Genomic DNA, 21,958 nt, shown 5'->3' on the forward strand with positions numbered 1-21,958 from the left:
GTGGCGTCTTGGAAAGGGAGTGACAAGCAATACATTTTCAACATGGCACCGCGCCCGAACCGAGGGGCAGGAAGCGAAGCGTCCGCCCCGTGGGGGCGGTTCGGGCGCTGCCCAATCACAGATTGGGCACTACCATCCTTGGAAACTTTAGTGATTTTTTAGTCGCTGGCGCCTTGCCTCAAGTCTTCCGGGCATGGAGATTGAGTACTGAAGAAACATATCAACAAAGCCTCGCAACTCGTTGCAATCACCTTCGTATGCTTCAACGTAGCGATGCTTGTGATACTGTCCAATTACCCTGATTTGATGCGCCTATTCTTTCAATGCATCGGTTATCGATCCGTCAGACGCCAAATCGTTTATTCGACGCGTCAGATCTATCTTTTCAGCTGACTCATCCGCGGCCTGCGTTTCGCCAACGCCAGATTTAATCGTAATACATGCAAATTCGAGCGCTTGCAGATATAGTTGCACTGCAGCTTTCCACCTTTTTGCCGCAAAGTTGAATTCAGCGTCCAAATAGGTGTTCTTCAAAACATCGGGTAGAAAGTCCGGTACTTTCAAATCAGGCTTTGGAAACTGGGCGGCCTCGTATAATTCTTCAAAATCAATAACTACCTTGTCTTCCTGATAACCTTCAAAACGATGCCAATAACCTGAATTCAAATGAAAGCTAATAAATGAACCCCGTTGGCAACTATCACACGCGACAAGACAAAATGAACGCATATTTATGCTTTCAGATTTACGAGTGTGATGCCCTCGCAATCTACCTATAGAAACAACACCGCAATACCCGCAGGAATACTTTATCGCCATTACTTTGTTTCCTGAAAACATCTGGCCACGTCTCCCGGCGCACCCATTTTTCCAATTGAAACGCTCTCTTGGAGCCTTTCAACCCCGACTACGCGGGGTCATTCAAAACCCCAATAAACTCCCGCCATTCGCCCTTGCTCATACCGCTCGTCTCCTGCGTCACGTCCTCGCCTTTCAGCATACGCTTCACACAGTCCAGCGCCTTGCCGGACATGGTGGCCCCGCCCAGGCGGTAATCCTCAAACGCACCGTAAGCCGCCGGGACCCAGTCGGCGACCATGGCGCAAATCGCGTCCGCATAGACCCGGATTTCATATTGGGCGTGGGCGTCGGCGCGCAGGCGCAGGAAGTGGAAGAGGTTGTGCAGGTCCACCTTCCAGTACCATTGAGTGTAGACATTGGCGGGCAGGTTCATGCGGGCGAGTTCACGGGCCAGGCCGTCTTGCTTTTCACCATCTGGCCCATCCTGAGAGATCATGGATTCGTAATGATCATAGGCGCGATTGCTGTCGGCCTTGAGGATTTCGAGGACCCGGGCGGCTTCGGCGCCTTCGAGCACACCGCCCCGGCCCTGATTGTTGACCACGGATTGCGCGTTGATGTGTTCGGGCGCGGGGATGTAGAATTCGCGGTCGAGGATCGAGTAGCGGGCGGAGTATTCGTTGACGTTGGCAGTGCGGTGGCGAATCCACTGGCGCGCGACGAAGACGGGCAGTTTCACGTGCAGCTTGATCTCGCACATCTCGAAGGGGGTGGAGTGCCAGTGACGCATGAGATAGCGGATCAGCCCTTCGTCGTTCTGGACCGATTTTGTGCCCTTTCCATAGGACACGCGCGCCGCTTGACAGATGGCCGCATCGTCACCCATGTAGTCGATCACCCGGACAAAACCGTGATCGAGAACGGGGACAGCCTTGTAAAGATGTGCCTCCATGCCCGGCGCGACCGCGCGCAGGGTCGGCGCAGGCGTTGCGCGAAGGTCGTCGATTTCGGCTTGTTGGTCCGGGCTGAGCGGCATGAGCTGTCCTTTCAAGGGGCGTGAGTCGCCCGCAACTATATCTGGGCAAATGCCGGGGCGGAACAGCTATATAGGGTAGAGGGCAAAACTATCAGCCCCCCATCACGTCTGCGGGATGGTGCTGGCGCAAGCAGATTGTCATGCTAAGCTATCTTAACAATTTATCAGTCAGGAGAGAATGAATGAGCCTCAGGTATCTGCACACGATGGTTCGGGTAAAAGATCTGGAAAAGTCGATCGCATTTTACGAACTTCTGGGCCTGAAAGAAACCCGCCGGATGGACAGTGAAGGCGGGCGCTTCACGCTGGTGTTCATGGCACCACCCGGGCAGGAGGAGTGCCCGGTGGAGTTGACCTACAATTGGGACGGCGATGACGCCTTGCCCAGCGACAGCCGCCATTTTGGCCATCTGGCCTACCGGGTGGGCAACATTTACGAGACCTGCCAGCACCTGATGGACAATGGCGTCACGATCAATCGCCCCCCGCGCGATGGGCACATGGCCTTTGTCCGCTCCCCCGACAACATCTCGATCGAGCTTTTGCAGGAGGGCGACAACCTCGCCCCGGCCGAGCCGTGGTCCAGTATGGAAAACACCGGGCATTGGTGAGGTTTGCGGCATTGGCCGGGCTGGGCAGCCTGATCGCACCGGCGGTTGAAGCGGCGGAATGCCGTCTTGCGCTGGTGCTTGCGATGGATGTGTCCAGCTCGGTTGATGCGCGCGAAGACGTGTTGCAGCGGGGTGGCATGGTGGCCGCCCTGACCTCTCCCGAAGTACGCGCCGCGTTTTTCGCAACCGATCAACCGGTCGCTTTGGCGGTCTATGAGTGGTCCGGGAGGTACAATCAGGAGGTGCTGCTGAACTGGACACTGATCGACCGCCCCTCTGTCCTGCTGCATGCCGCTGAGGTGATCGCGCAGAGCAAGCGCAGTCACAATGATTTTCCGACGGCTATGGGATACGCGCTTGGCTATGGGGCCGGAATGCTGGAACGCGCTCCGGATTGTCTATACAAGACGCTCGACATGGCCGGGGACGGACAAAACAATGAAGGGTTCAGCCCCGCTCAAGCCTATGCCGCCTTCCCGTTTGACGGCGTTACCGTCAACGGGCTGGTGGTGAATGGTGCGGATTACGAGGCTGAAACAGGCCTCATCGCGTTCTACAAAGGGCAGGTTATCCGCGGAGCCGGCGCTTTTGTCGAGATTGCGCAGGGATTTGAAGACTATGAGCGCGCGATGCGGCGGAAGCTGGAACGGGAATTGACGCCACCGGTGATCGGGAATGCTATTCCCGACACAGAGTCGAAGGGTTAAGGTGTCTCCCCGTGGCCTCCTCCTCGCCCTGACCGTAGGCTTGATACCCCAGCTTGCACAGGCCAACTGCCGCCAGGCTCTAGCCTTGGGGCTGGATGTATCTGGCTCAGTGGATTTGCACGAGTACCGTCTGCAATTGGACGGCCTCGTCACGGCGCTCAATAGTCCCGATGTGGTTCGCACCATCCTCGCGATGCCAAGCGCACCAATCGACATCCTCATTTTCGAATGGAGCGGGCCAACGGATCAAGCCATTTTGGTTCCCTGGACGACTCTGTCAGACTTGAACTCGATTTCTGCGATCAGCGAAAAACTTGCCCGTACAGAACGGCGGTCCGCAACACCAGGCACCGCATTAGGTGTTGCGATGACAGTTGGAGCACAGTTTCTTGACGAACGCGCTCACTGTTGGAAACGCACCCTCGATATATCGGGGGACGGGAAATCCAATCTGGGGCCTCGGCCACGACATCTCAAAGACGCCATCGGCGCGCGGGGCATCACGGTGAATGCTCTTGTCATTGGAACCGACGCCCCGGCATCAGATGACAGACGCCAGACCGAAATCGGTGAGCTTTCCGCATACTTCCAAGCTGAAGTCATCACCGGCCCCGGGGCATTCGTGCAAACGTCCCTGGGCTTCGAAGATTATGCAGACGCGATGACACGAAAACTGAGACGAGAGTTGGAAGACTTTGTAATGGGCAGGCTTCAGTAGATGTACCGGATCTGGTCTGACCAATAACGCTCCATGCGCTTGAGGGACCTTGTGATGTCGTCGATCCCTTCAGGGCCAAGCACCCCTTTATGCTCCAGACCTTCCGCATGGCGCAGGAATAAGGTCGACACAACATCACGGATCTTACGACCCTTGTCGGTCAGCTTTACCCGAACGGAGCGGCGGTCGATTTCACAGCGTTGGTGGTGCATATACCCCATCTCAACCAGTTTTTTGAGATTGTAGCTGACATTGCTGCCTTGGTAGTAGCCCCGGCTTTTCAATTCACCGGCAGTGACCTCGTTGTCCCCGATATTGAACAGCAAAAGCGCCTGGACGGCATTGATTTCAAGCACGCCAACCCGTTCGAATTCATCCTTGATAACGTCGAGCAGAAGCCTGTGAAGACGCTCGACCAGCGACAAGGCTTCGAGATAACCGATCATAAACCCCTGGTGCTGACCAGCGCGGGCTTCTTCGGACTTGATGGGATCCTGAATACTCATATACGCACTCCGACAAATCTTGTTTGGCCGGAAATTGCGTGAGAAAGCCCAATATTTCGTTAAAAACTAGAAAAACATGCGCACATTGTGTTTCAGGCGCTGGTTTTGGGTAAATCCGCGATGATGTCTTCAATCAGTTTGGCATAAGCTTCGGGGGGCGGCACCTGACCTGTAACCCACTGATAGAGGTCGTGATCGTTCTCGCTGAGCATCTCATCGTAGAGCTTCAAGCCCGCGTCATCCATGACGTCCAAATGGGCCTCGGCAAAGCGCTGCAGGATCAGATCCATCTCCTTGATGCCGCGCCGCATGGACCGCATCCTGAGCCGCTTTATGCGATTTTCAGGCAGCTCTGTCATCTGCCTCTTCCCGCAATGCCGTGCGCAACTTCTTTTCCAGACGGCCCATCTGTTCGACCCGGGCGATCATATCCGCACGCAAGTCTCTCAGCTCATTGAGTATCTCGCTGGCGGAGGTTGGCAACGTTGCTTCCTCCAAAGGCGCATCGAGACCCTCGCCCTGACCGTTAATAAGCCACATCATCGAGACATTCAAAAGCCCGGCCATCATGGACAGGCGGTTGGCACGTGGCTCGCTCAGATCGTCTTCCCACGACCGCAGGGTCGCGACGCGTACGCCGAGGCGACGCGCAAGCTCGGGCTGCGTCATCTCTGCCGTTTCTCGCGCCGCGGCCAGCCGATCCCCAAATGTCGCTGTCTCAGGCCCATACCAGTCTTTACTATCGTCCATCTTGCACTCTCCTACACGCCAACGCGCTTGATCGGGGCTACGCAGCCCCCTATGAACGCCTTAGTTTTATAAAACCGAGGCTCTCATGGAATTTCTGTCTACGACACTCGCGCGCGTCAAACCGTCCCCAACGATCGCTGTCACCACAAAGGCCGGCGAACTGAAGGCCGCCGGGCGCGATGTCATCGGACTGGGCGCCGGAGAGCCGGATTTCGACACGCCGCAAAACATCAAAGATGCTGCGGTAGCAGCCATACACGATGGAAAGACCAAATACACGGCCGTTGACGGGATACCTGAGCTAAAAACTGCCATCTGCGACAAATTGCAACGCGACAACGGGCTTTCCTACCTCCCCTCGCAGGTCAGTGTCGGCACGGGGGGTAAACAAATCCTTTACAACGCGCTGATGGCCACGCTCAACCCCGGCGATGAGGTTGTGATCCCTGCGCCCTATTGGGTCAGCTACCCGGATATGGTCTTGCTCGCGGGCGGGAAACCGGTCGTGGCCGCGGCGACGCTGGAGCAGGACTTCAAGCTGACGCCAGAAGCGCTCGAAGCCGCGATCACCCCGAAAACAAAGTGGTTTATCTTCAACTCGCCCAGCAACCCGACGGGGGCAGGCTATAGCCGAGACGAATTGAAGGCGCTGACAGATGTGCTGCTGCGACATCCGCATGTCTGGGTGATGACGGACGATATGTATGAACATCTGGCCTATGACGGGTTTACGTTCTGCACACCCGCAGAGCTGGAGCCCGCGCTTTATGACCGAACACTCACCGTGAACGGTGTCAGCAAGGCCTATGCGATGACCGGCTGGCGGATCGGCTATGCTGCAGGCCCCGAGCACCTGATCGCCGCAATGCGCAAGATCCAGTCCCAAAGCACATCAAACCCCTGCACGATCTCGCAATGGGCCGCGGTCGAGGCGCTGAATGGCACACAGGATTACATCGCCACCAATAACGCCCTGTTTGTCCGGCGGCGTAATCTTGTGGTCTCCATGCTCAACGACATTGACGGTGTTGTCTGCCCCACACCCGAAGGCGCGTTTTACGTCTATCCGTCGATTGCCGGGCTCATCGGCAAGAAGACGCCAGCCGGCACGGTTATCGACACCGATGAGAGTTTTGCCACCGCCTTGCTTGAGGATACCGGGGTGGCGGTGGTCTTTGGGGCGGCCTTTGGCCTGTCGCCGAACTTCCGGATCAGCTATGCGACCTCGGACGACCTGCTCAAGGAAGCCTGCACGCGGTTGCAGGCCTTTTGCAGCAGCCTGACGTGACCTGCGCGGAAGGAGCAACGATATGACCGACCTCCCCGACTATTACTTCCGGGTGCGCGAAAACGGGGCCGCCGTGTTCCGGGTCGACACGCAAAATCGTCAGCGCCGGATCGAGATGGACCAGATCGCCGTGCTCAACGTGCGCAATGGTGAGATCAAACCGCAGGGCGACCGCACCCTGTCGGCGGAAGATACGGACGCAATCCGCCGCTGGATGGCGGAGCGCACGGCGCTGTTGGCCGCGCGCACGCTGGATGACATCGCGCGGACGATAGATTACCTCAACCTGACAACGCAATGGGCGCAATCCAAGGCATCAGAAGCAGAGCTTGAAGCCATCACCGACAGTCTGCTGCTGGCGATGCATGACCTGCGCCATGTGCTTGTGCGCAAAAAGGCCGACCGCCTGACCGAAGCCCGAGACGAAACGCCCGACCGCTAGGTATTGAAGAGGAAGTGCAACACATCGCCATCCTTAACGACATATGATTTGCCTTCCGCGCGCATCTTGCCTGCGTCCTTGGCTGCATTCTCCCCGCCCAGCGAAACAAAATCCTCGTAGGCAATCGTCTCGGCGCGGATAAACCCCTTTTCGAAATCGCCATGGATCACGCCCGCCGCTTTGGGTGCCGTGGTGCCCTGGCGGATGGTCCAGGCGCGTGCTTCTTTGGGACCAACCGTAAAATAGGTCTCAAGATGCAGCAATTCGTAGCCCGCGCGGATCAGCCGGTCGAGCCCAGCCTCGGACAGCCCCATTTCTTCCAGGAACATCTCCGCCTCATCCGGTTCAAGCTGGCTGATCTCCTCCTCGATCTGGGCCGAGATAATGACATGCGCGTTGCCTTGCTTGGCCGCCATTTCCGCCACTTTCGCCGCATGCGCGTTCCCCACAGCGGCCTCCGCTTCACCGACGTTGCAGACATAGAGCACGGGCTTGGTCGTCAGCAGTTGCAGCATCTTCCAGGCCTTGGCGTCTTCCTCATCCACCGCGACCACGCGGGCCGGTTGCCCCGCCTCCAGCGCCTCAAGGGCCGCGCGCATCAGCCGTTCCTGTTGCACGGCCTCCTTGTCGCCGCCCCGCACCTTGCGCAGGATGTTTTGCAGCCGTTTTTCGATGCTTTCGATGTCGGCAAGCATGAGTTCCGTCTCAATGGTCTCGGCATCCGCCACCGGGTCCACCCGGCCTTCCACATGGGTCACGTCACCGTCTTCAAAGCAGCGCAGAACGTGGGCGATGGCGTCCACTTCGCGGATGTTGGCCAGAAACTGGTTGCCAAGCCCCTCGCCCTTTGAGGCGCCTTTCACAAGGCCTGCGATGTCCACGAAAGTCATGCGCGTCGGGATCACCTGTTTTGAGCTTGCAATGCCCGCCAGCGCGTCCAGCCGCGCGTCGGGTACCGCCACCTCGCCCACGTTGGGCTCAATCGTACAAAACGGAAAATTGGCGGCCTGCGCGGCAGCTGTCCGCGTCAGCGCGTTAAACAGCGTGGATTTGCCTACATTCGGCAAGCCCACAATACCCATCTTGAAACCCATGTCCGCGTCCCTCTTCAGCTGGCGCATCTCCTAGGGCGAATGGCGCGGCAACACAAGGGCTGTGGCAGGGCTAGCGGCTGCGCGCATCCTCACGGGCATGAAAGATCAGTGCCCAGGCCAGCAGGATGAACATCGGGTGTGTGAGTCCCCCCGAAAAGAACAATGCCGGAATCCAGATCAGAAACACGACAATCGACAGGATCGGGCGCCCGGCCAGCAGGATCGACAACGGTGGCAACAGTATCGCAAGAATATAGTTCATGACGCTGAAATGGGCATGAGGGCTCCTGATTTTTAGGGGCAAAATCAGGAAAAATCGCCCACCCCGACGACTTGCAGCATTGCTGCATTGATTTCCAGCACGGATTTGGGCATTGGAGGCCGGAACGCAAAAGGACGCTCTATGACCCGCATTGATGATAAATTTGCTGATCTGGCCCGACAGGGCAGGAAAGCCTTTGTCTCTTACATCATGGCGGGTGATCCTGATTTCGAAACCTCGCTGGCGGTGGTCAAAGGGCTGCCCGCCGCAGGTGTCGATATCATCGAACTGGGCCTGCCCTTCACCGACCCGATGGCGGATGGCCCCACCATTCAGCTTGCCGGTCAGCGCGCCCTCGAAGGAGGCATGACCCTGCAAAAGACGCTCGATCTGGCGCGGGCCTTCCGGGAGGGGGATCAAACCACCCCCATCGTGCTGATGGGCTACTACAACCCGATCTACAGCCGTGGGGTCGACTCCTTTCTGGTGGCGGCAAAAGACGCCGGAATCGACGGGCTGATCGTCGTCGATCTGCCCCCTGAAGAAGACGCAGAGCTCTGTCTGCCTGCGCAGGCTGCAGGGTTGAACTTTATCCGCCTCGCCACGCCAACGACCGATGACAAGCGCCTGCCGCAGGTTGTGCAAAACACCTCCGGCTTTGTCTATTACGTCTCGATCACCGGCATCACCGGGGCCGCCGAAGCTGAAGCGGGTGACGTCCGCCCCGAAGTCGCGCGGATCAAGGCGGCCAGCGGCCTGCCGGTCATCGTGGGCTTTGGCGTCAACACACCGGAGAAGTCCCGCGCCATTGCCGCAGTGGCAGACGGCGTCGTGGTGGGCTCCGCCATCGTGAGCAAGATTGCGGCGGGCGACAGCGTTGGGGATGTTCTGGCCTTTGTGAAATCACTCTCTGACGGCGCCCATTCAGCCTGACCGCCGGTCTGATCGCGGCGGGCTGCCGTTCCGGTCCTCGTCTAGAAAGATCCGCAGCTCCGTCAGAACCGGCAGGATCGCCGAGACCTTTCGCATGTCGAACCCCGCTGCAAAATGCTCGAAATCGGGGCCAAGGGCCGTGATGACCTCACTGCGCAGGGACCGCCCCGCATCGGTGAGATAGACCAGCTTGGAGCGCCCGTCGTCGGGGTTGGGCCGCATCTCCACAAGCTTGTGCCGCTCCAGCCCCTTCAGGGTGTGCGTCATGGTTGTCTTGGGCACCTGAAACGACCGCGCCAAATCGATCGGCGCGCGCCCGTCCCCCAGCCGGATCATGTGGTTGAGCACCGTAAAATGCGGGGCGATCAACCCCTCGGGCAGCCGCGCCTCCAGCAAGACGCGACTGAGTTGCTCAATGATGCTGATCTCCTTGAACAATTCAAAAAGATCGGCGTGTGTTTGGTCAGGCATCCAGTCGTTTCGCCTCCAGCGGCCAGCGCGGCGTTGGTGCCACATCCGGACCGTAGCCCAAGCGGCCCAGCATTTGAACCGTTTGCCCGCGCTGTGCCAGAAGACGATGTGCCGACTGTTTGTGCCGCTCCATTTCGGGAAACTCTTGCAGACATTGGCTGACCGGGTGCAGCGCCAGCCCCATTGCCGTCGTCTTGAGGTTCAGGCGCAACCAGCGCCGGCCAGCCTCGATCTGATCGGCACGGGTGTTCGTCTGCGTCACGATGGCCGCGTAGGCGGGCGTGGCGGCCAGCATTTCGTTGTAGATCGCGACGCCCTGTTTGAACCCCTCGCTGTCAGGCTCCAACTGGCCTTCGCGGGTGAGAACCCCCGCCAGCATCAAGGCCTCAAGGACCGGCCCGCCCAGATCGATCCCGTCGGGGGAGGCGTTGATCTCGGCCTTGCCAAAGCGCATCAGATCAACCGATTCCCGCAAGGTACGCGGTGTGTGGGCCTCAACCTGCCAGGCCTCCCATGTCAGTGTTTTCAGGGCTCCCACCGTTCCGCCATCAGTGTAGATATCCGCATAGAGCTCCAGTTCATTCGCCTGTGCCGGGGTCAGTGGCTGATCGGCAAAAGGCGCCTTGCACGAGCGCCGGTCCAGGATGTGCGCGGAGAGCGGATCAGCGCTGCCGCCCTGCGCAAACCGCGCCCGCGCCACAGGGCCGTCTGGCTCCTCGGGATAGAGCTCCAGGGTCACTTGATATCCGGCGGCCCCCGCGGCGAGCACCATCTGTTCCAGAAAACAACCCAGACCAATGGTGATCTGCCGATCAAACGGGTCCGTTTCAGGCAGACGGCGCGTCTGGTCGTGAAACAACGCCACGCCATCGTCACCCTCCAGTGCCACCTGCCAAGGTTGCAGATTATGTGGATTGGGGGCCAGCAGGGCAAAGCTCAGGGCATTGAGTCGCGGGTCCTCATATGTGCCCGCAGCGCCCCATGGCGCTTGCGCCACATAAGGTGTTCGGGTCGCCATAAACCCGGCCCCCGCTGCTGAGGCTGCCAGAACCGTACCGCCGCCGATCAAAGTCAGTGTTTTACGTCGAGAGAGAGACATGAGGTATCCTTTCATCTGGCTTTCATTTGGTTCGATATTGCACTATATATAGTACGATATCGAACCAATCAATCCCTGTCCTCACTGATAGATTGAAATTGCGTCTAGGCCTTGATACCCGAAGCGAAAGAGTAAGCGGGAGTTGCCATGCCAGCCGTCACCACGATCCAGGACCTCAAGGAAATGCACAGACGCCGGGTGCCCCGGATGTTCTACGATTACGCGGAATCAGGCAGCTGGACCGAGCAGACGTTTCGCGAGAACACGACCGACTTTGAACAGATCAGGCTGCGCCAACGGGTCGCGGTCGATATGACCGGGCGCAGCACCGCCAGCCAGATGATCGGGCAGGATGTGGCCATGCCCGTGGCGCTTGCGCCGGTGGGCTCCACCGGGATGCAACACGCGGACGGCGAGATCCTGGCGGCAAAGGCAGCAGAAAAGTTCGGCGTGCCCTTTACGCTGTCCACGATGTCGATCTGTTCGATCGAGGACGTGGCCGCCCATACCACCAAGCCGTTCTGGTTCCAACTCTATGCCATGCGCGACAAGACCTTCGTCAAGAACATCATTGAGCGGGCCAAGGCCGCCAAATGCTCGGCGCTGGTGCTGACGCTTGACCTGCAAATCCTCGGGCAGCGGCACAAGGACATCAAGAACGGGCTGACCGTGCCGATCAAACCCACCTTGCCCAACCTGATAGATCTGGCCACGAAATGGCGCTGGATTTCAGGTATGGCACAGACCAAGCGGCGCCAGTTCGGCAATATCGTGGGGCATATCGACGGCATCAGCGATATGAGTTCTCTGTCGGTCTGGGCCTCGGAAAGCTTTGATCCGCAGCTCAACTGGGACGAGGTCAAAACCATCAAGAAGATGTGGGGCGGGCCGCTGATCCTGAAAGGCGTGCTTGATGTGGAGGACGCCAGGATGGCCGCCAGGATGGGGGCCGATGCGATCGTTGTCTCCAACCACGGCGGGCGGCAACTGGACGGTGCGCTCTCGTCGATCCGGGCATTGCCGGCTATTCTGGATGCGATCGGTGACAAGGTCGAAGTCCATATGGACGGCGGTATCCGCTCAGGTCAGGATGTGCTCAAGGCGCTGGCCCTTGGCGCGAAGGGCACCTACATCGGGCGGGCGTTTATCCACGGGCTGGGGGCCATGGGACAACCCGGCGTGACCAAGGCGCTTGAGATCATCCACAAGGAACTCGACACGACGATGGCGCTCTGCGGGGAGACCAAGGTGGCAGATCTGGGACGGCATAACCTCTTGATCCCCGAAGATTTCGAAGGGCGTTGGCAGAAAACCTGACAGGCGGTAAGCTCGCGCCATGCTGATTTTCATCGACAAGCGTCTGACCTTCCTTGCAAACCCCAAGACCGGCACAACAGCAATTGAAACAGCGTTAGGCGGACGGGCCGAGATCATCTTTACCAAGGAGCGCAAACATCTCAACGCAAAGCGCTACCAAAGCAAGATCGCCCCGTTTCTTAAAAGCGCCTTCGGGGTCGAGACGGAAACCGTCGCTGTCATGCGCGAACCGCTGGACCAGATCAGAAGCTGGTACAGATACCGCGCCCGCGACGCGGTTGCCGGTCTTGATCGCTCGACGCGGGACATCTCTTTTGACGACTATATCAAAGAGGTCGTGTCAGACACGCCGCGAGAGCACGCAAGGATCGGCACCCAGCGCGGGTTTCTGACCAACAAGGCAGGCGAATTGGCTGTCGATCATCTCTTTGCCTATACCGCGCAGGAAGCACTGCTGGCGTTCCTTTCAGATCGGCTGGACACGGACATAACGCTCAAACGCCGGAACGTGTCGCCTGCGCTCAAGGCCCCTCTCTCCCCCGACATGACAGCGCTTCTGAAGGCCGCGCGGGCCAAGGAATTCGCGCTTTATGACAGGCTGATGGCGGCAGGCGGGTATCTTAAACGTCCCTGACAGGATGGGTCGCGGCACTGCGGCCCAGGGCCGGCACCAGCAAAAGGGCTGTGACGACCATGATCCCGGCGATGAGGATGAAACCCGCCCGCAGACCCAGCGCCTCGGAGGTAAAACCCATCAGCGGGGGCCCAAAGAAGTAGGCTCCGTAACCCATGACCGACACCCTGCTGATGGCGTCCAGCCGCGCCTCCGGGGCGACCGTGCGGCCGATCAGGGCAAGGGCCAGCGGCGCCACAACCGAGACGCCGATCCCCGCAAGGCCAAAGCCCAGATAAGCGACTGTCAGGCTGGGGGCGCTGCCCGCCAGCGCAAGCCCTGCCGCAGAAACCAGCGCCGCGATCCCCATCAGTTTCAGCTCGGGCAGATGGCGGGACAGGAAATGCCCTGCAAGCCGCCCGACGCCCATGGTCAGGCCGAGGATCGCCGGCCCCAGCGCGCCTTCGGAGGCATCCCCGCCCAACGTGCGTTCCAGATGCAGCGCGGACCAGCCTTCGGCACTGGCTTCGACCAGAAAGGCCACCAACACCACAGCACCCCCCAGCACGGTCAAGAGCCGCGCCACGGACACCGAGGCGCGCGCCTCCGATGCAGAGACGGGTTTTGGTTTGCTGGCAGGCTCGATCATCACCCAGGCCAGCGAGAGGGTAATGACCCCCAGCAACGCGAAGATCTCGACCGGGGTCCAGCCCAGCTCCCGGAACGCCCCGGTCGCAAAGGCGGCGGCGGCGTAGGCCAGCGAATAACACGCGTGGTTGAGGTTCATTAGAGGGCGACCAGAGGCTTGCTCGGCCTCCGAAATGCGTACATTGGCCAGCACATCGACGACCCCCGCCGCAATGGACGCCACGATCATGGCCAGCGTAAAGGTGACCAGCCCCGAGGACGCCCCGGCCCCGATCATACCCGAAACCACTATCAAAGAGAAAAACGGCAGCGCCAGGCGGCCTGCCACGCGGTCGGCAAAGGGGGCAACCCACATTGCCGCTACAGCGGCCAGCGAAGCCAGCAGCATCGCCGCCCCGTACACACCGTCCGAGGCCGAGATCGCCTGCTTGATGACCGGCATCTGCGCAAAGAACGCAGCCCAGGCCGACGCCATAAGGGCAAAGCCCATCAGCGGTTTGCGCGACACCCAAAGATCGGTTAACAGTCCCATCCCATTTCCCTGACACGCGCAGAGGAAACCCACAAGACGGGCGATCTCAAAAACCCTCTTTCCAAGAGGACAAAAGCGGTCTATACGCGCGGCTTCACGCGGGGCTACAGCCTTGGAGGAGCCCCGCCTTTACATATTGGAGAGTATCAATGGCTGGAGAAATTCCGGATCTTGTCGCTCAGGAACGGACGGGGACAGGCAAGGGCGCCGCTCGTCAGGCACGTCGCAACGGCATGGTTCCTGGCATCGTATTTGGTGGCGAGACGGACCCGTTGCCCATCAACATTCCGTTCAACGTGCTGATCAAAAAACTGCGGGCCGGTCGGTTTAAGTCGACCCTGTTCAACATGAAAGTTGAGGGTCACGATGATGTGCGGGTGATTTGCCGCGACGTCCAGCGTCATGTGGTCAAGGATCTGCCGACACATATCGACTTCATGCGTCTCAAGCGCACCACCAAGATCAACCTCTTCATCGCGGTTGAAGTGGAGGGAGAAGACGTGGCCCCCGGCCTGAAAAAGGGTGGTGTTCTGACGCTGATCCGCCCCGAAGTCGAACTGATCGTGACCGCGGGCGATATCCCCGATCACATCACCATCGACATCTCCGAGATGGAGATCGGCGACAATATCACGATCTCGTCGGTCACCTTGCCCGAAGGCGCAAAGCCAACGATCGACCGTGACTTTGTGATTGCGCAACTCTCTGCCCCTGCTGGCCTGTCGTCTTCTGACGACGAGGACGAGGATGAGAGCGAAGACGCCCCAGAGGCAGAAGCAGAAGCAACAGAAGAGTAAGCTTCGAAGCAGAAAACTGTTGGATACGGGGCCCTTTGCGGCCCCGTATTTCGTTTCCGGGATGGCTGCGCTATGCTGCGCTGCAGTATAGGAGCAAAGGCATGAAACTGATCGTGGGCTTGGGCAACCCCGGCCCGAAATATGCAGGTCACCGGCACAACATCGGATTTATGGCCCTGGACCGGATCGCCGCTGACCATGGCTTTGCGCCGTGGAAAGGCAAGCATCAGGGCAGCCTCAGTGAGGGGCGCTTCGGGTCGGAGCGGGCAGTATTGCTCAAGCCCGAGACGTTCATGAACAACTCCGGCCAATCGGTGCAGGCCGCCATGCGCTTTTACAAGCTGGACCCCGCGGATGTCGTCGTGCTGCATGACGAGATTGATCTGGCCCCGCGCAAGGTCAAGTACAAGGTCGGCGGCGGGCATGCCGGTCATAACGGGCTGCGGTCGATTCACGCCCATATCGGTCCCGAGTATGCCCGCGTGCGGCTCGGCGTTGGCCATCCCGGTCACAAGGACCGCGTGCCGGGTTATGTCCTGCATGATTTCTCCAAGGCAGACCAGGACTGGCTGGACGATGTTCTGCGCGGCGTCAGCGACGGCGCCCCCTATCTGGCATCCGGAGATGCTGCAAAATTCAGCAATGCGGTGGCCTTGCGCACGGCACCCGCACGCTCCGGCACGGGCGAAAAGAAACCTGCACAGAAGCCGGCCGCAAATCCTGCCCCGGACGCCACGCCGCCCGCACCCAAGACCGAGCCCCGATCCGCCCTGCAAAGGCTGGTGGAGCGCTTCAAGTGACACTCTCGGAGGCTTTCGAGTATCAGGCCATCAGTTGCGCCCGGCTGGGGTCCCCTTTCATGGGGCAGCTCTTTGATTTGCTGGCGGATTGCTGGCCGGAAAAAAGCACACTCGGCAGGCGGTTTGCAGCGTTTTCAGGGGATGTCGGTCCGGCCGGGGCATCTCTGCCGCTACGCATTGCGGGTGGCCTGCATGCGCTTGTGCTCAGCGGACGGGCGCCTGACCTGGCAGCGGTCTACCCGCCTGAGGCATCCTCGGATGCGGCGCTGCGGGTGGCCGTTCTGTCCGCGCTTTCGGCACATGAGGCGTTTTTGCTCGATTGGGTGGAAAGCCCGCCCCAGACCAATGAGGTGCGCAGGTCCGCTGCCCTGATCGCAGGTGCAACAGTGCTCGCGGGACGGTTCGACCTGCCGGTCTGGCTATCCGAGCTTGGCGCCAGCGGTGGGCTGAACCTGATGTGGGACCACTATGCGCTGGATCTCGGGGCCCTCACCCTTGGGGCCTCAGACCCTGTTCTGAGCCTGAAACCTGAGTGGCGCGGCCCCCTGCCCCAGCCCGAGCTGCCAGTGGTTGCGGCGCGCGCCGGTGTTGATCTCAACCCGCTCAATCCGGCTAATCCGCAGGACCTGCTGCGCCTGACTGCCTTTCTTTGGCCGGATCAGCCCGACAGGTTGGCCCTGACCCGAGCCGCAGCCGCGATCATGAAGGCCCCTCTGCATCGCGGCGATGCCATCGCCTGGCTGGGCCGGCGCCTGACGCACGCACCGGATGCTCATCTGCATCTGATCCAGCACACCGTGGCCTGGCAATACTTTCCAAAAGACGTCCAGGCGCGGGGTCGCGCGATGATCGAGGAGGCGGGCGCTGCGGCTACATACACGCGTCCTGTGGCCTGGCTTTCGATGGAGACAGATGGAGACATGACAGGCGGCATCGGCGCGGCCCTCGTGCTCAGGCTCTGGCCCGGTGATGTGACGCTGTCACTGGGGCGGGCAGATTTTCACGGACGCTGGGTTCACTGGACGGGGTCGGCGTAGCCGCCGGGCAGCGCGGCGTTGGCCATCGTGCCACCGGACCCTATGTTATGACAGGGCAAACAACAAAAGGGAGACCGGGATGGAACAGGACGACAGCGTGAATGTTCTGGGTGAACGCCTGGCCCTTTGCGGCAGCGATCCAGTCACCGGTTTTTTCCGGGACGGGCACTGCAACACCTGCGCGGCGGACCGCGGCAACCACACCGTCTGTGCGGTGATGACCGACGAGTTTCTCGCCTTTTCCAAATATGTGGGAAACGATCTGAGCACGCCGCGCCCCGAATTCGGGTTCGAGGGCCTGAAGGCCGGAGACAGCTGGTGCTTATGTGCGGGGCGGTTTTTACAGGCCCATGACGAGGGCTGCGCGCCGCAAGTGTATCTGGCCGCGACGCACAGGCGCGCCCTTGAGATCGTGCCGCTGGAGGTGCTCAAGGATCATGCGACCCCAGGTCCGGGCACCAGGGACCGGCGCACCGGGCCCGACCTCTAGGCTGCGCTCGCTTCGGGCGCGCACAATCATCGTAACCCTGTGGCTCTTGGGCCAACAGCGCCTCATTCACCCTGCATGCAGGGCAGCACATCTTCGGCGAAATACGGTTCTTGATTCGACCAGAACATGTAGTCGACCTTCAGGAAATCATCTGCGAAAGCGTGCAGCAAAGGCACGATGTTCTGCCTGTCGGTCACGCGTTTCTGGGTATTGGTCTGGCCGATATAATTACCGTCCTGCACCGCGATGCCGAGGGGCGCGGTAAAGCTTTGCTCATGCATCATCGCCAGCGCATGGTTGAGCTGCCCTTTGCGCTGCACCATCAGATCAGGCGCGCCCAGACCGACGCCAATCTCTTCGCCGAACGCATAGATGCCGCGCAGAAACCCCTCATCCTCCCACGGCAGCCATTCGCCCGGCATGAAGTTTGCGTATTGCAGGGTGGTGACGCTGGGAAACGCGGTTTTGAGCGCACGCATGTTGGTCTTCAGCGCCTCGGCATAGGGAGCGGGAGAAAAGCTGGGGTCGGTTTCCATCGACACCCCGATGATGGATTCCTGCAGGTTGATGCCCGCGATCACGCCGTCAAACTCCGCACCCAGAGCATCAAGCAATGCGGCAAAGCGCGCCTGAACCTCGGGCGACCAGCGCTTTGCCACCCAGCCCTCTATCTCGCCCGTGTCGAGATACTGCGCCGTCACCCCACCGCCGTACGCCGCGTCAAGCAGGTAATCCGGCACCGGCTTGAAATCCGGGTTGAAGGAGGCATCCTGCAACTGCAGGAACAGCATCTTTCCAAAACTGTTCAGATACGCGATATCCGCGCGGATTTCAGAGAAATCATAGACGCCCCTTTGGGGTTCCAGCTGACGCCAGGGATACATGATCTGCGCTCCCTCAAACCGGGCGGACGTCAGTAGCGGGTGCCCCCGCACGGCGTCCCGGTCCCGCGCGAAATAGACAAAATGCGTGATGTCGGTGTCCGCGATAGGGCACGTGGCCTGCGCGTAAGCCTCGTGCGCGTTGAGATAGCGCTCTGCCGGATTGTCCGAAGCCTGGGCAGTGCCGCAGGCGCAGCAGATCGAAAGCGCGCGCGCGAAACGAGATGTCATATAAAACCTTATCTGTGATGGTGTCAGGGGACGTGCCCCGGTGTCACCTTAGATCTGATGTTCCGCCAACCCGGTCAAACGAAAAAGACAGGGGCGGCAGGCTTCCACAGACCAAGGACCGCGACCCGACCGTTAGGCGAATTCGCCCATCTCGAAACCAAGCGCCTTGGCGACGGTAAAGATGTCCTTGTCGCCGCGTCCGCACATGTTCATGCAGAGGATATGATCCTTGGGCAGCTCCGGTGCGATCTTCATCACATGAGCCAGGGCGTGGCTGGGTTCCAGCGCCGGAATGATGCCTTCCAACTCGCAGCAGAGCTGAAACGCCTCCAGCGCCTCCTTGTCGGTGATCGCGACATATTGTGCCCGCCCGACGTCATGCAGCCAGGCGTGTTCGGGTCCGATACCCGGATAATCCAGCCCCGCCGAGATTGAGAACCCTTCGAGGATTTGCCCGTCATCATCCTGCAGCAGATAGGTGCGATTGCCGTGCAGCACGCCGGGTCGTCCGCCGGTGAGGGAGGCGCAATGCTCCATCTTGGCATTGACGCCCTTGCCCCCGGCCTCGACCCCGATGATGCCGACATCTTTGTCGTCGAGAAAGGGATAGAACAGCCCCATCGCATTGGACCCGCCGCCGATGGCCGCGATCAACGTGTCGGGCAATCGCCCTTCGGCGGCCGTCATCTGCTCACGCACTTCCTTGCCAATGATCGACTGGAAATCCCGGACCATCGCCGGATAGGGATGCGGGCCCGCAACCGTGCCGATACAGTAGAACGTATCGCGCACATTCGTCACCCAGTCGCGCAACGCGTCGTTCATGGCATCCTTGAGTGTGCCGCGTCCGGAGGTAACCGGGACTACTTCGGCCCCCAAAAGCTTCATGCGGAAGACATTCGGCGCCTGACGCTCCACATCATGCGCGCCCATGTAGACGATGCATTTCAGCCCGAACTTGGCACAGACCGTCGCCGTCGCCACCCCATGCTGGCCCGCACCTGTTTCGGCAATGATCCGGGTCTTGCCCATGCGGCGGGCGAGGATGATCTGGCCCAGCACGTTGTTGATCTTATGTGCGCCCGTGTGGTTCAGCTCGTCCCGCTTCATGTAGACCTTGGCACCGCCCAGGTGGTCGGTCAGCCGTTCGGCCAGATACAGCGGGCTGGGACGGCCCACGTAATGGGTCCACAGATCATGCATCTCGGCCCAGAAACTGTCGTCGGTCTTGGCGTGCTCGTATTGCTCTTCCAGCTCCAGGATCAGCGGCATCAGCGTCTCGGAGACAAAGCGCCCGCCAAAATCACCAAAGCGACCCCGCTCATCCGGGCCGGTCATGAAAGAGTTGAACAGATCATTGGCCATTGCGTACCCCTTTGTCCGATAGCTGCCCGTCTGACTATCCCGCACCGTGATTGGAAACAAGGCGCTTTGACCGCCCCGCGACCGCGGCATTTTTGTCGGGCAGGCGGTTGTGGACCCCGCCGTCAGCCCCGCGCCGCCGCTACGAAATCGCGGATCATCCGAGGGTCTTTCCGCCCCGGCGCGCTTTCCACGCCAGAGGACACATCAACCTGCCGTGTGCCGGTCAACCGGATCGCCTCGTGCACGTTCTCCGGGGTCAGGCCACCCGCGAGCATCCAGGGTCTCGTCCAGTATCTGCGGTCCGCCAACAAGCGCCAGTCGAACGTCAGCCCATTGCCGCCAGGCAGATCAGCCTCTTGCAGCGGTTTGGCATCAATCAGCAACTGATCGGCGATCGGGCTGAATTTATCAATTTCGTCAAGGTCTTCTGCGGCTGCAAGGCCAATTGCCTTCATCACCGGCAGACCATAGCGGGCCTTGACCTCCGCCACGCGTTCCGGTGTTTCGGCTCCGTGAAGCTGCAACATGTCAAGCGGGACCTGGCCGGTCAAGGCGTCCAGAAAGGCATCATCTGCATTCACCGTCAGCGCGACCTTGGCCACCCCCACAGGGGTTTCGACAGCCAGTGCCCGGGCCTGATCCAGTGTGACGTTGCGAGGTGACTTGGTAAAAAATGTAAAGCCGACGTAGCTCGCCCCTGCCCTGGCCGCCGCTTCGACGTGGGCAAGGTCGGACAGCCCGCAGATTTTGACGGAAACGGTATTGCTCATGCGCTGCTTTGAGCACGGCAAGCCAAGCGGTGCAAGGGTGTCAGCCTGCTTCGTCCAGCAGGGCGAGCACCTCGTCCTTGCCCTCGTGCTTTTCACCCTTCAACCGCGTCACTTCACGCTCTAACCGGCGCCGTTCGCGGGCCTGACGGGCGGCCTCCGCCCGGTGGCCATGTTCGCGGATCCATTCCCAGACAAAACCGACGAAGAGCCCCACGACAATACCGCCGAAAATCACGATAAAGAGCGGCAGTTCGATCTGCGGGTTCATAGCAAACCAGCCCGCAACCTCGGTTGGGATCAATTGCAGAGACACCATGCCCCGGTTGGCCAGTGCCACGGCGATCAGCGCCACGCCAAAAACCGCAATCAGCGTGTATTTGATATAGCGCATCAGGATTTCCCGTTGAGACGATCACGCAGCAGCTTGCCGGTCTTGAAGAAAGGCACGTGTTTCTCCTCCACATGAACCGTCTCACCGGTCCGGGGGTTACGACCAATCCGCGCGTCGCGTTTCTTGACGGAAAAAGCGCCAAAGCCCCGGAGCTCCACCCGGTCGCCGCGTGCCATCGCGCCAGTTACTTCTTCGAAGATGGTGTTCACGATACGCTCAACATCACGCTGATAGAGATGTGGATTTTCATCTGCGATCTTTTGAATCAGCTCGGACCGGATCATGGCAACATCCCTTTAATGGTTATCGGTGCTCTTGGCGCACCCCTGACGTGAACTATAGAAAGAAACAACGCTGTCGGAAAGTGAGCGCGTGGCCGAGTTTGATCTTTTTTGCCGCAGAACACGCTGTATTATAGCGCTTTTTTGCGCAGGCTTTTCGCTGTTAGCGATTGCCTGCCTGCAGGGTCATCATGCCGCGACGCAGCGTAAGGGGATGATTCGGGGGCCGTCAGGAAGGTTCGATCACCCTTCAGAGCTGCTTTCGAAGAGATCGTTCAGATGCGGTACGAACTCGGTGCAAAAAGTGATGGAGAGATCGCTGGGATCGTAGAATGCATTCGCCTCGCCACAGCTTTCAACGCGCACGCTGACCTGCTCAGGCAGCGTTATCTCACCGCTCATACTACGAATCTCTGCGCGCAAAACACTGTTTACGATGTCGGCGTCCACGCCCGTGCCCGCCACAAAACGCATCTCCACACCAGGTGACTGGGCGTCCATCTTGTCAAAAACGCTGCCCCAGCTTTCGGCGGCAAGGTCATACTCATCCGGACAGGTCAGAGCCCGTTCTTCGGGCAACCCAAGGTCCTCGGCAAATTCGGCGCGGTTCTCGGGGTTGCCACCGTAAAACAGACAAACATGGTTAAAAAAACGCTGCTCATCCGGACCGTGCAACCCCCACCACTCGGTCTCTTCGATCTGTTCGGTGCTATTGATGTATCCGAAAGCGCTGTCGTAGGCGATGCTCTGAGCCGTCTCTTCTTCAAACAGCCAATCAATCAAAAGCACAGCCATAACATCCGCAGCGTCTTCCTCCTGGCCAAAGATCGGCACTTCCATCAAATCAACAACAGCATGGCCAAGTTCATGGTAGAAAATCGCCAGAATGTTTGCCTCGACAAAGGCCTGTTGGGCATCATCCGCCTGAGCGCTCAGGGTGCAAACGGCATATGCAAGCGTTGCAAGGGCACTGCGTCGCTTCATTATAAAATACCTCAGGTAGTTTCAAATACACCGTCTGGATAGTGCAAAAAATCCAACCAAAAAAGCCCCACAGAATACACTGCGGGGCTTTTGAATTCGAAAG

General features: G+C 59.7%; 28 protein-coding genes. 12 read left to right on the forward strand and 16 right to left on the reverse strand.

Annotated elements, in window-relative coordinates:
• Window positions 1-312 precede the first annotated feature (312 nt).
• Both H7847_RS00550 and thyX read right to left on the reverse strand, forming a co-directional pair.
• A complete protein-coding gene (locus tag H7847_RS00550) occupies window positions 313-819 on the reverse strand; it encodes a hypothetical protein (RefSeq protein ID WP_227267435.1) in 507 nt (168 codons plus the stop codon).
• Between the two features lie 88 nt (window positions 820-907).
• Entirely contained in the window at window positions 908-1,837 is a 930-nt protein-coding gene (thyX, locus tag H7847_RS00555) for an FAD-dependent thymidylate synthase (RefSeq protein WP_227267436.1), read from the reverse strand.
• Between the two features lie 182 nt (window positions 1,838-2,019).
• On the opposite strand from thyX, the gene H7847_RS00560 reads away from it, so the two are divergent.
• The 3 genes from H7847_RS00560 to H7847_RS00570 are packed head-to-tail and all read left to right on the forward strand — an operon-like array spanning window position 2,020 to window position 3,873.
• Window positions 2,020-2,448, forward strand: a complete 429-nt coding sequence (locus tag H7847_RS00560) for a VOC family protein (protein ID WP_227267437.1) — start codon at window positions 2,020-2,022, stop codon at window positions 2,446-2,448.
• A complete protein-coding gene (locus H7847_RS00565; protein ID WP_227267438.1) occupies window positions 2,442-3,155 on the forward strand; it encodes a DUF1194 domain-containing protein in 714 nt (237 codons plus the stop codon). Before H7847_RS00560 ends, H7847_RS00565 begins: the two co-directional genes overlap by 7 nt.
• A complete protein-coding gene (locus tag H7847_RS00570; protein ID WP_406675951.1) occupies window positions 3,124-3,873 on the forward strand; it encodes a DUF1194 domain-containing protein in 750 nt (249 codons plus the stop codon). The genes H7847_RS00565 and H7847_RS00570 overlap by 32 nt, the downstream gene beginning before the upstream one ends.
• Here the strand turns inward: H7847_RS00570 and H7847_RS00575 are convergent.
• From H7847_RS00575 to H7847_RS00585, 3 genes are all read right to left on the reverse strand, one after another.
• On the reverse strand, window positions 3,867-4,379 hold the full coding sequence (locus H7847_RS00575) for a MarR family winged helix-turn-helix transcriptional regulator (RefSeq protein ID WP_227267439.1): 513 nt from the start codon (window positions 4,377-4,379) through the stop codon (window positions 3,867-3,869). The two genes, H7847_RS00570 and H7847_RS00575, sit on opposite strands and share 7 nt — an antisense overlap.
• 92 nt (window positions 4,380-4,471) lie before the next feature.
• The gene (locus tag H7847_RS00580; protein WP_227267440.1) at window positions 4,472-4,738 is read right to left on the reverse strand and encodes an FAD assembly factor SdhE; all 267 of its coding nucleotides are present in this window, start codon (window positions 4,736-4,738) and stop codon (window positions 4,472-4,474) included.
• The gene (locus tag H7847_RS00585; RefSeq protein WP_227267441.1) at window positions 4,722-5,129 is read right to left on the reverse strand and encodes a helix-turn-helix domain-containing protein; all 408 of its coding nucleotides are present in this window, start codon (window positions 5,127-5,129) and stop codon (window positions 4,722-4,724) included. Before H7847_RS00585 ends, H7847_RS00580 begins: the two co-directional genes overlap by 17 nt.
• An 85-nt stretch (window positions 5,130-5,214) precedes the next feature.
• Between H7847_RS00585 and H7847_RS00590 the strand changes: the two genes are divergently transcribed.
• Both H7847_RS00590 and H7847_RS00595 read left to right on the forward strand, forming a co-directional pair.
• Entirely contained in the window at window positions 5,215-6,417 is a 1,203-nt protein-coding gene (locus H7847_RS00590; protein ID WP_227267442.1) for a pyridoxal phosphate-dependent aminotransferase, read from the forward strand.
• Window positions 6,418-6,439: 22 nt separating this feature from the next.
• A complete protein-coding gene (locus H7847_RS00595; RefSeq protein WP_227267443.1) occupies window positions 6,440-6,859 on the forward strand; it encodes a hypothetical protein in 420 nt (139 codons plus the stop codon).
• Here H7847_RS00595 and ychF read toward each other — a convergent pair.
• Both ychF and H7847_RS00605 read right to left on the reverse strand, forming a co-directional pair.
• Window positions 6,856-7,953 (reverse strand): redox-regulated ATPase YchF, encoded by a 1,098-nt coding sequence (gene ychF, locus H7847_RS00600; protein WP_227267444.1) that lies wholly within the window; start codon window positions 7,951-7,953, stop codon window positions 6,856-6,858. The genes H7847_RS00595 and ychF overlap by 4 nt on opposite strands.
• 70 nt (window positions 7,954-8,023) lie before the next feature.
• Window positions 8,024-8,215: a hypothetical protein gene (locus tag H7847_RS00605; protein WP_227267445.1), complete on the reverse strand. Its 192-nt coding sequence runs from the start codon at window positions 8,213-8,215 to the stop codon at window positions 8,024-8,026.
• A gap of 141 nt (window positions 8,216-8,356) precedes the next feature.
• Between H7847_RS00605 and trpA the strand changes: the two genes are divergently transcribed.
• Window positions 8,357-9,148 (forward strand): tryptophan synthase subunit alpha, encoded by a 792-nt coding sequence (trpA, locus tag H7847_RS00610; protein WP_227267446.1) that lies wholly within the window; start codon window positions 8,357-8,359, stop codon window positions 9,146-9,148.
• Here trpA and H7847_RS00615 read toward each other — a convergent pair.
• Entirely contained in the window at window positions 9,140-9,619 is a 480-nt protein-coding gene (locus H7847_RS00615) for a MarR family winged helix-turn-helix transcriptional regulator (RefSeq protein WP_227267447.1), read from the reverse strand. The two genes, trpA and H7847_RS00615, sit on opposite strands and share 9 nt — an antisense overlap.
• Window positions 9,612-10,733 (reverse strand): Acg family FMN-binding oxidoreductase, encoded by a 1,122-nt coding sequence (locus H7847_RS00620; protein WP_227267448.1) that lies wholly within the window; start codon window positions 10,731-10,733, stop codon window positions 9,612-9,614. Before H7847_RS00620 ends, H7847_RS00615 begins: the two co-directional genes overlap by 8 nt.
• Window positions 10,734-10,865: 132 nt before the next feature.
• On the opposite strand from H7847_RS00620, the gene H7847_RS00625 reads away from it, so the two are divergent.
• A complete protein-coding gene (locus tag H7847_RS00625) occupies window positions 10,866-12,035 on the forward strand; it encodes an alpha-hydroxy acid oxidase (protein ID WP_227267449.1) in 1,170 nt (389 codons plus the stop codon).
• Window positions 12,036-12,054: 19 nt separating this feature from the next.
• Window positions 12,055-12,669 (forward strand): hypothetical protein, encoded by a 615-nt coding sequence (locus H7847_RS00630; protein ID WP_227267450.1) that lies wholly within the window; start codon window positions 12,055-12,057, stop codon window positions 12,667-12,669.
• Here the strand turns inward: H7847_RS00630 and H7847_RS00635 are convergent.
• Window positions 12,656-13,828, reverse strand: coding sequence for an MFS transporter (locus H7847_RS00635; protein ID WP_227267451.1), 1,173 nt, complete (start codon window positions 13,826-13,828; stop codon window positions 12,656-12,658). The genes H7847_RS00630 and H7847_RS00635 overlap by 14 nt on opposite strands.
• Window positions 13,829-13,977: 149 nt before the next feature.
• Here H7847_RS00635 and H7847_RS00640 point away from each other — a divergent pair, with 149 nt between their 5' ends.
• The 4 genes from H7847_RS00640 to H7847_RS00655 all read left to right on the forward strand — a co-directional run bounded on the left by H7847_RS00640 (window position 13,978) and on the right by H7847_RS00655 (window position 16,952).
• Window positions 13,978-14,625: a 50S ribosomal protein L25/general stress protein Ctc gene (locus H7847_RS00640; RefSeq protein WP_227267452.1), complete on the forward strand. Its 648-nt coding sequence runs from the start codon at window positions 13,978-13,980 to the stop codon at window positions 14,623-14,625.
• Window positions 14,626-14,726: 101 nt separating this feature from the next.
• Window positions 14,727-15,425 carry an aminoacyl-tRNA hydrolase gene (gene pth, locus H7847_RS00645; RefSeq protein ID WP_227267453.1) on the forward strand — a complete coding sequence of 233 codons (699 nt, stop codon included), beginning with the start codon at window positions 14,727-14,729 and terminating at the stop codon, window positions 15,423-15,425.
• A complete protein-coding gene (locus tag H7847_RS00650) occupies window positions 15,422-16,462 on the forward strand; it encodes a DUF2332 domain-containing protein (RefSeq protein WP_227267454.1) in 1,041 nt (346 codons plus the stop codon). Before pth ends, H7847_RS00650 begins: the two co-directional genes overlap by 4 nt.
• A gap of 79 nt (window positions 16,463-16,541) precedes the next feature.
• Complete coding sequence (locus tag H7847_RS00655; protein ID WP_227267455.1) at window positions 16,542-16,952, forward strand: DUF2237 family protein; 411 nt, start codon at window positions 16,542-16,544, stop codon at window positions 16,950-16,952.
• Window positions 16,953-17,014: 62 nt separating this feature from the next.
• Here H7847_RS00655 and H7847_RS00660 read toward each other — a convergent pair whose 3' ends face one another.
• The 6 genes from H7847_RS00660 to H7847_RS00685 form a co-directional block, all read right to left on the reverse strand.
• Complete coding sequence (locus H7847_RS00660) at window positions 17,015-18,064, reverse strand: hypothetical protein (RefSeq protein WP_227267456.1); 1,050 nt, start codon at window positions 18,062-18,064, stop codon at window positions 17,015-17,017.
• Window positions 18,065-18,196: 132 nt separating this feature from the next.
• Entirely contained in the window at window positions 18,197-19,429 is a 1,233-nt protein-coding gene (trpB, locus tag H7847_RS00665) for a tryptophan synthase subunit beta (protein ID WP_227267457.1), read from the reverse strand.
• Window positions 19,430-19,551: 122 nt separating this feature from the next.
• A complete protein-coding gene (locus H7847_RS00670) occupies window positions 19,552-20,199 on the reverse strand; it encodes a phosphoribosylanthranilate isomerase (protein ID WP_227267458.1) in 648 nt (215 codons plus the stop codon).
• Between the two features lie 40 nt (window positions 20,200-20,239).
• Complete coding sequence (locus tag H7847_RS00675) at window positions 20,240-20,590, reverse strand: lipopolysaccharide assembly protein LapA domain-containing protein (protein ID WP_227267459.1); 351 nt, start codon at window positions 20,588-20,590, stop codon at window positions 20,240-20,242.
• Complete coding sequence (ihfB, locus tag H7847_RS00680; protein ID WP_011569978.1) at window positions 20,590-20,874, reverse strand: integration host factor subunit beta; 285 nt, start codon at window positions 20,872-20,874, stop codon at window positions 20,590-20,592. Before ihfB ends, H7847_RS00675 begins: the two co-directional genes overlap by 1 nt.
• A gap of 240 nt (window positions 20,875-21,114) precedes the next feature.
• Window positions 21,115-21,855, reverse strand: a complete 741-nt coding sequence (locus H7847_RS00685) for a DUF4344 domain-containing metallopeptidase (RefSeq protein WP_227267460.1) — start codon at window positions 21,853-21,855, stop codon at window positions 21,115-21,117.
• Window positions 21,856-21,958 lie beyond the last annotated feature (103 nt).

Source organism: Roseobacter weihaiensis, from assembly GCF_020622345.1.
Taxonomy (GTDB): domain Bacteria; phylum Pseudomonadota; class Alphaproteobacteria; order Rhodobacterales; family Rhodobacteraceae; genus Roseobacter; species Roseobacter weihaiensis.

Bases quoted from the DNA above. Each gene is read 5' to 3' on its own strand.
- H7847_RS00605 (WP_227267445.1), bottom strand. From the start codon at position 8,215: ATGAACTATATTCTTGCGATACTGTTGCCACCGTTGTCGATCCTGCTG.
- H7847_RS00660 (WP_227267456.1), bottom strand. From the start codon at position 18,064: ATGACATCTCGTTTCGCGCGCGCGCTTTCGATCTGCTGCGCCTGCGGC.
- H7847_RS00570 (WP_406675951.1), top strand. From the start codon at position 3,124: ATGCTATTCCCGACACAGAGTCGAAGGGTTAAGGTGTCTCCCCGTGGC.
- ychF (WP_227267444.1), bottom strand. From the start codon at position 7,953: ATGGGTTTCAAGATGGGTATTGTGGGCTTGCCGAATGTAGGCAAATCC.
- H7847_RS00615 (WP_227267447.1), bottom strand. From the start codon at position 9,619: ATGCCTGACCAAACACACGCCGATCTTTTTGAATTGTTCAAGGAGATC.
- H7847_RS00590 (WP_227267442.1), top strand. From the start codon at position 5,215: ATGGAATTTCTGTCTACGACACTCGCGCGCGTCAAACCGTCCCCAACG.
- H7847_RS00625 (WP_227267449.1), top strand. From the start codon at position 10,866: ATGCCAGCCGTCACCACGATCCAGGACCTCAAGGAAATGCACAGACGC.
- trpB (WP_227267457.1), bottom strand. From the start codon at position 19,429: ATGGCCAATGATCTGTTCAACTCTTTCATGACCGGCCCGGATGAGCGG.
- thyX (WP_227267436.1), bottom strand. From the start codon at position 1,837: ATGCCGCTCAGCCCGGACCAACAAGCCGAAATCGACGACCTTCGCGCA.
- H7847_RS00550 (WP_227267435.1), bottom strand. From the start codon at position 819: ATGGCGATAAAGTATTCCTGCGGGTATTGCGGTGTTGTTTCTATAGGT.
- H7847_RS00655 (WP_227267455.1), top strand. From the start codon at position 16,542: ATGGAACAGGACGACAGCGTGAATGTTCTGGGTGAACGCCTGGCCCTT.
- H7847_RS00685 (WP_227267460.1), bottom strand. From the start codon at position 21,855: ATGAAGCGACGCAGTGCCCTTGCAACGCTTGCATATGCCGTTTGCACC.
- pth (WP_227267453.1), top strand. From the start codon at position 14,727: ATGAAACTGATCGTGGGCTTGGGCAACCCCGGCCCGAAATATGCAGGT.
- H7847_RS00635 (WP_227267451.1), bottom strand. From the start codon at position 13,828: ATGGGACTGTTAACCGATCTTTGGGTGTCGCGCAAACCGCTGATGGGC.
- H7847_RS00575 (WP_227267439.1), bottom strand. From the start codon at position 4,379: ATGAGTATTCAGGATCCCATCAAGTCCGAAGAAGCCCGCGCTGGTCAG.
- trpA (WP_227267446.1), top strand. From the start codon at position 8,357: ATGACCCGCATTGATGATAAATTTGCTGATCTGGCCCGACAGGGCAGG.
- ihfB (WP_011569978.1), bottom strand. From the start codon at position 20,874: ATGATCCGGTCCGAGCTGATTCAAAAGATCGCAGATGAAAATCCACAT.
- H7847_RS00620 (WP_227267448.1), bottom strand. From the start codon at position 10,733: ATGAAAGGATACCTCATGTCTCTCTCTCGACGTAAAACACTGACTTTG.
- H7847_RS00675 (WP_227267459.1), bottom strand. From the start codon at position 20,590: ATGCGCTATATCAAATACACGCTGATTGCGGTTTTTGGCGTGGCGCTG.
- H7847_RS00640 (WP_227267452.1), top strand. From the start codon at position 13,978: ATGGCTGGAGAAATTCCGGATCTTGTCGCTCAGGAACGGACGGGGACA.
- H7847_RS00585 (WP_227267441.1), bottom strand. From the start codon at position 5,129: ATGGACGATAGTAAAGACTGGTATGGGCCTGAGACAGCGACATTTGGG.
- H7847_RS00595 (WP_227267443.1), top strand. From the start codon at position 6,440: ATGACCGACCTCCCCGACTATTACTTCCGGGTGCGCGAAAACGGGGCC.
- H7847_RS00560 (WP_227267437.1), top strand. From the start codon at position 2,020: ATGAGCCTCAGGTATCTGCACACGATGGTTCGGGTAAAAGATCTGGAA.
- H7847_RS00630 (WP_227267450.1), top strand. From the start codon at position 12,055: ATGCTGATTTTCATCGACAAGCGTCTGACCTTCCTTGCAAACCCCAAG.
- H7847_RS00580 (WP_227267440.1), bottom strand. From the start codon at position 4,738: ATGACAGAGCTGCCTGAAAATCGCATAAAGCGGCTCAGGATGCGGTCC.
- H7847_RS00670 (WP_227267458.1), bottom strand. From the start codon at position 20,199: ATGAGCAATACCGTTTCCGTCAAAATCTGCGGGCTGTCCGACCTTGCC.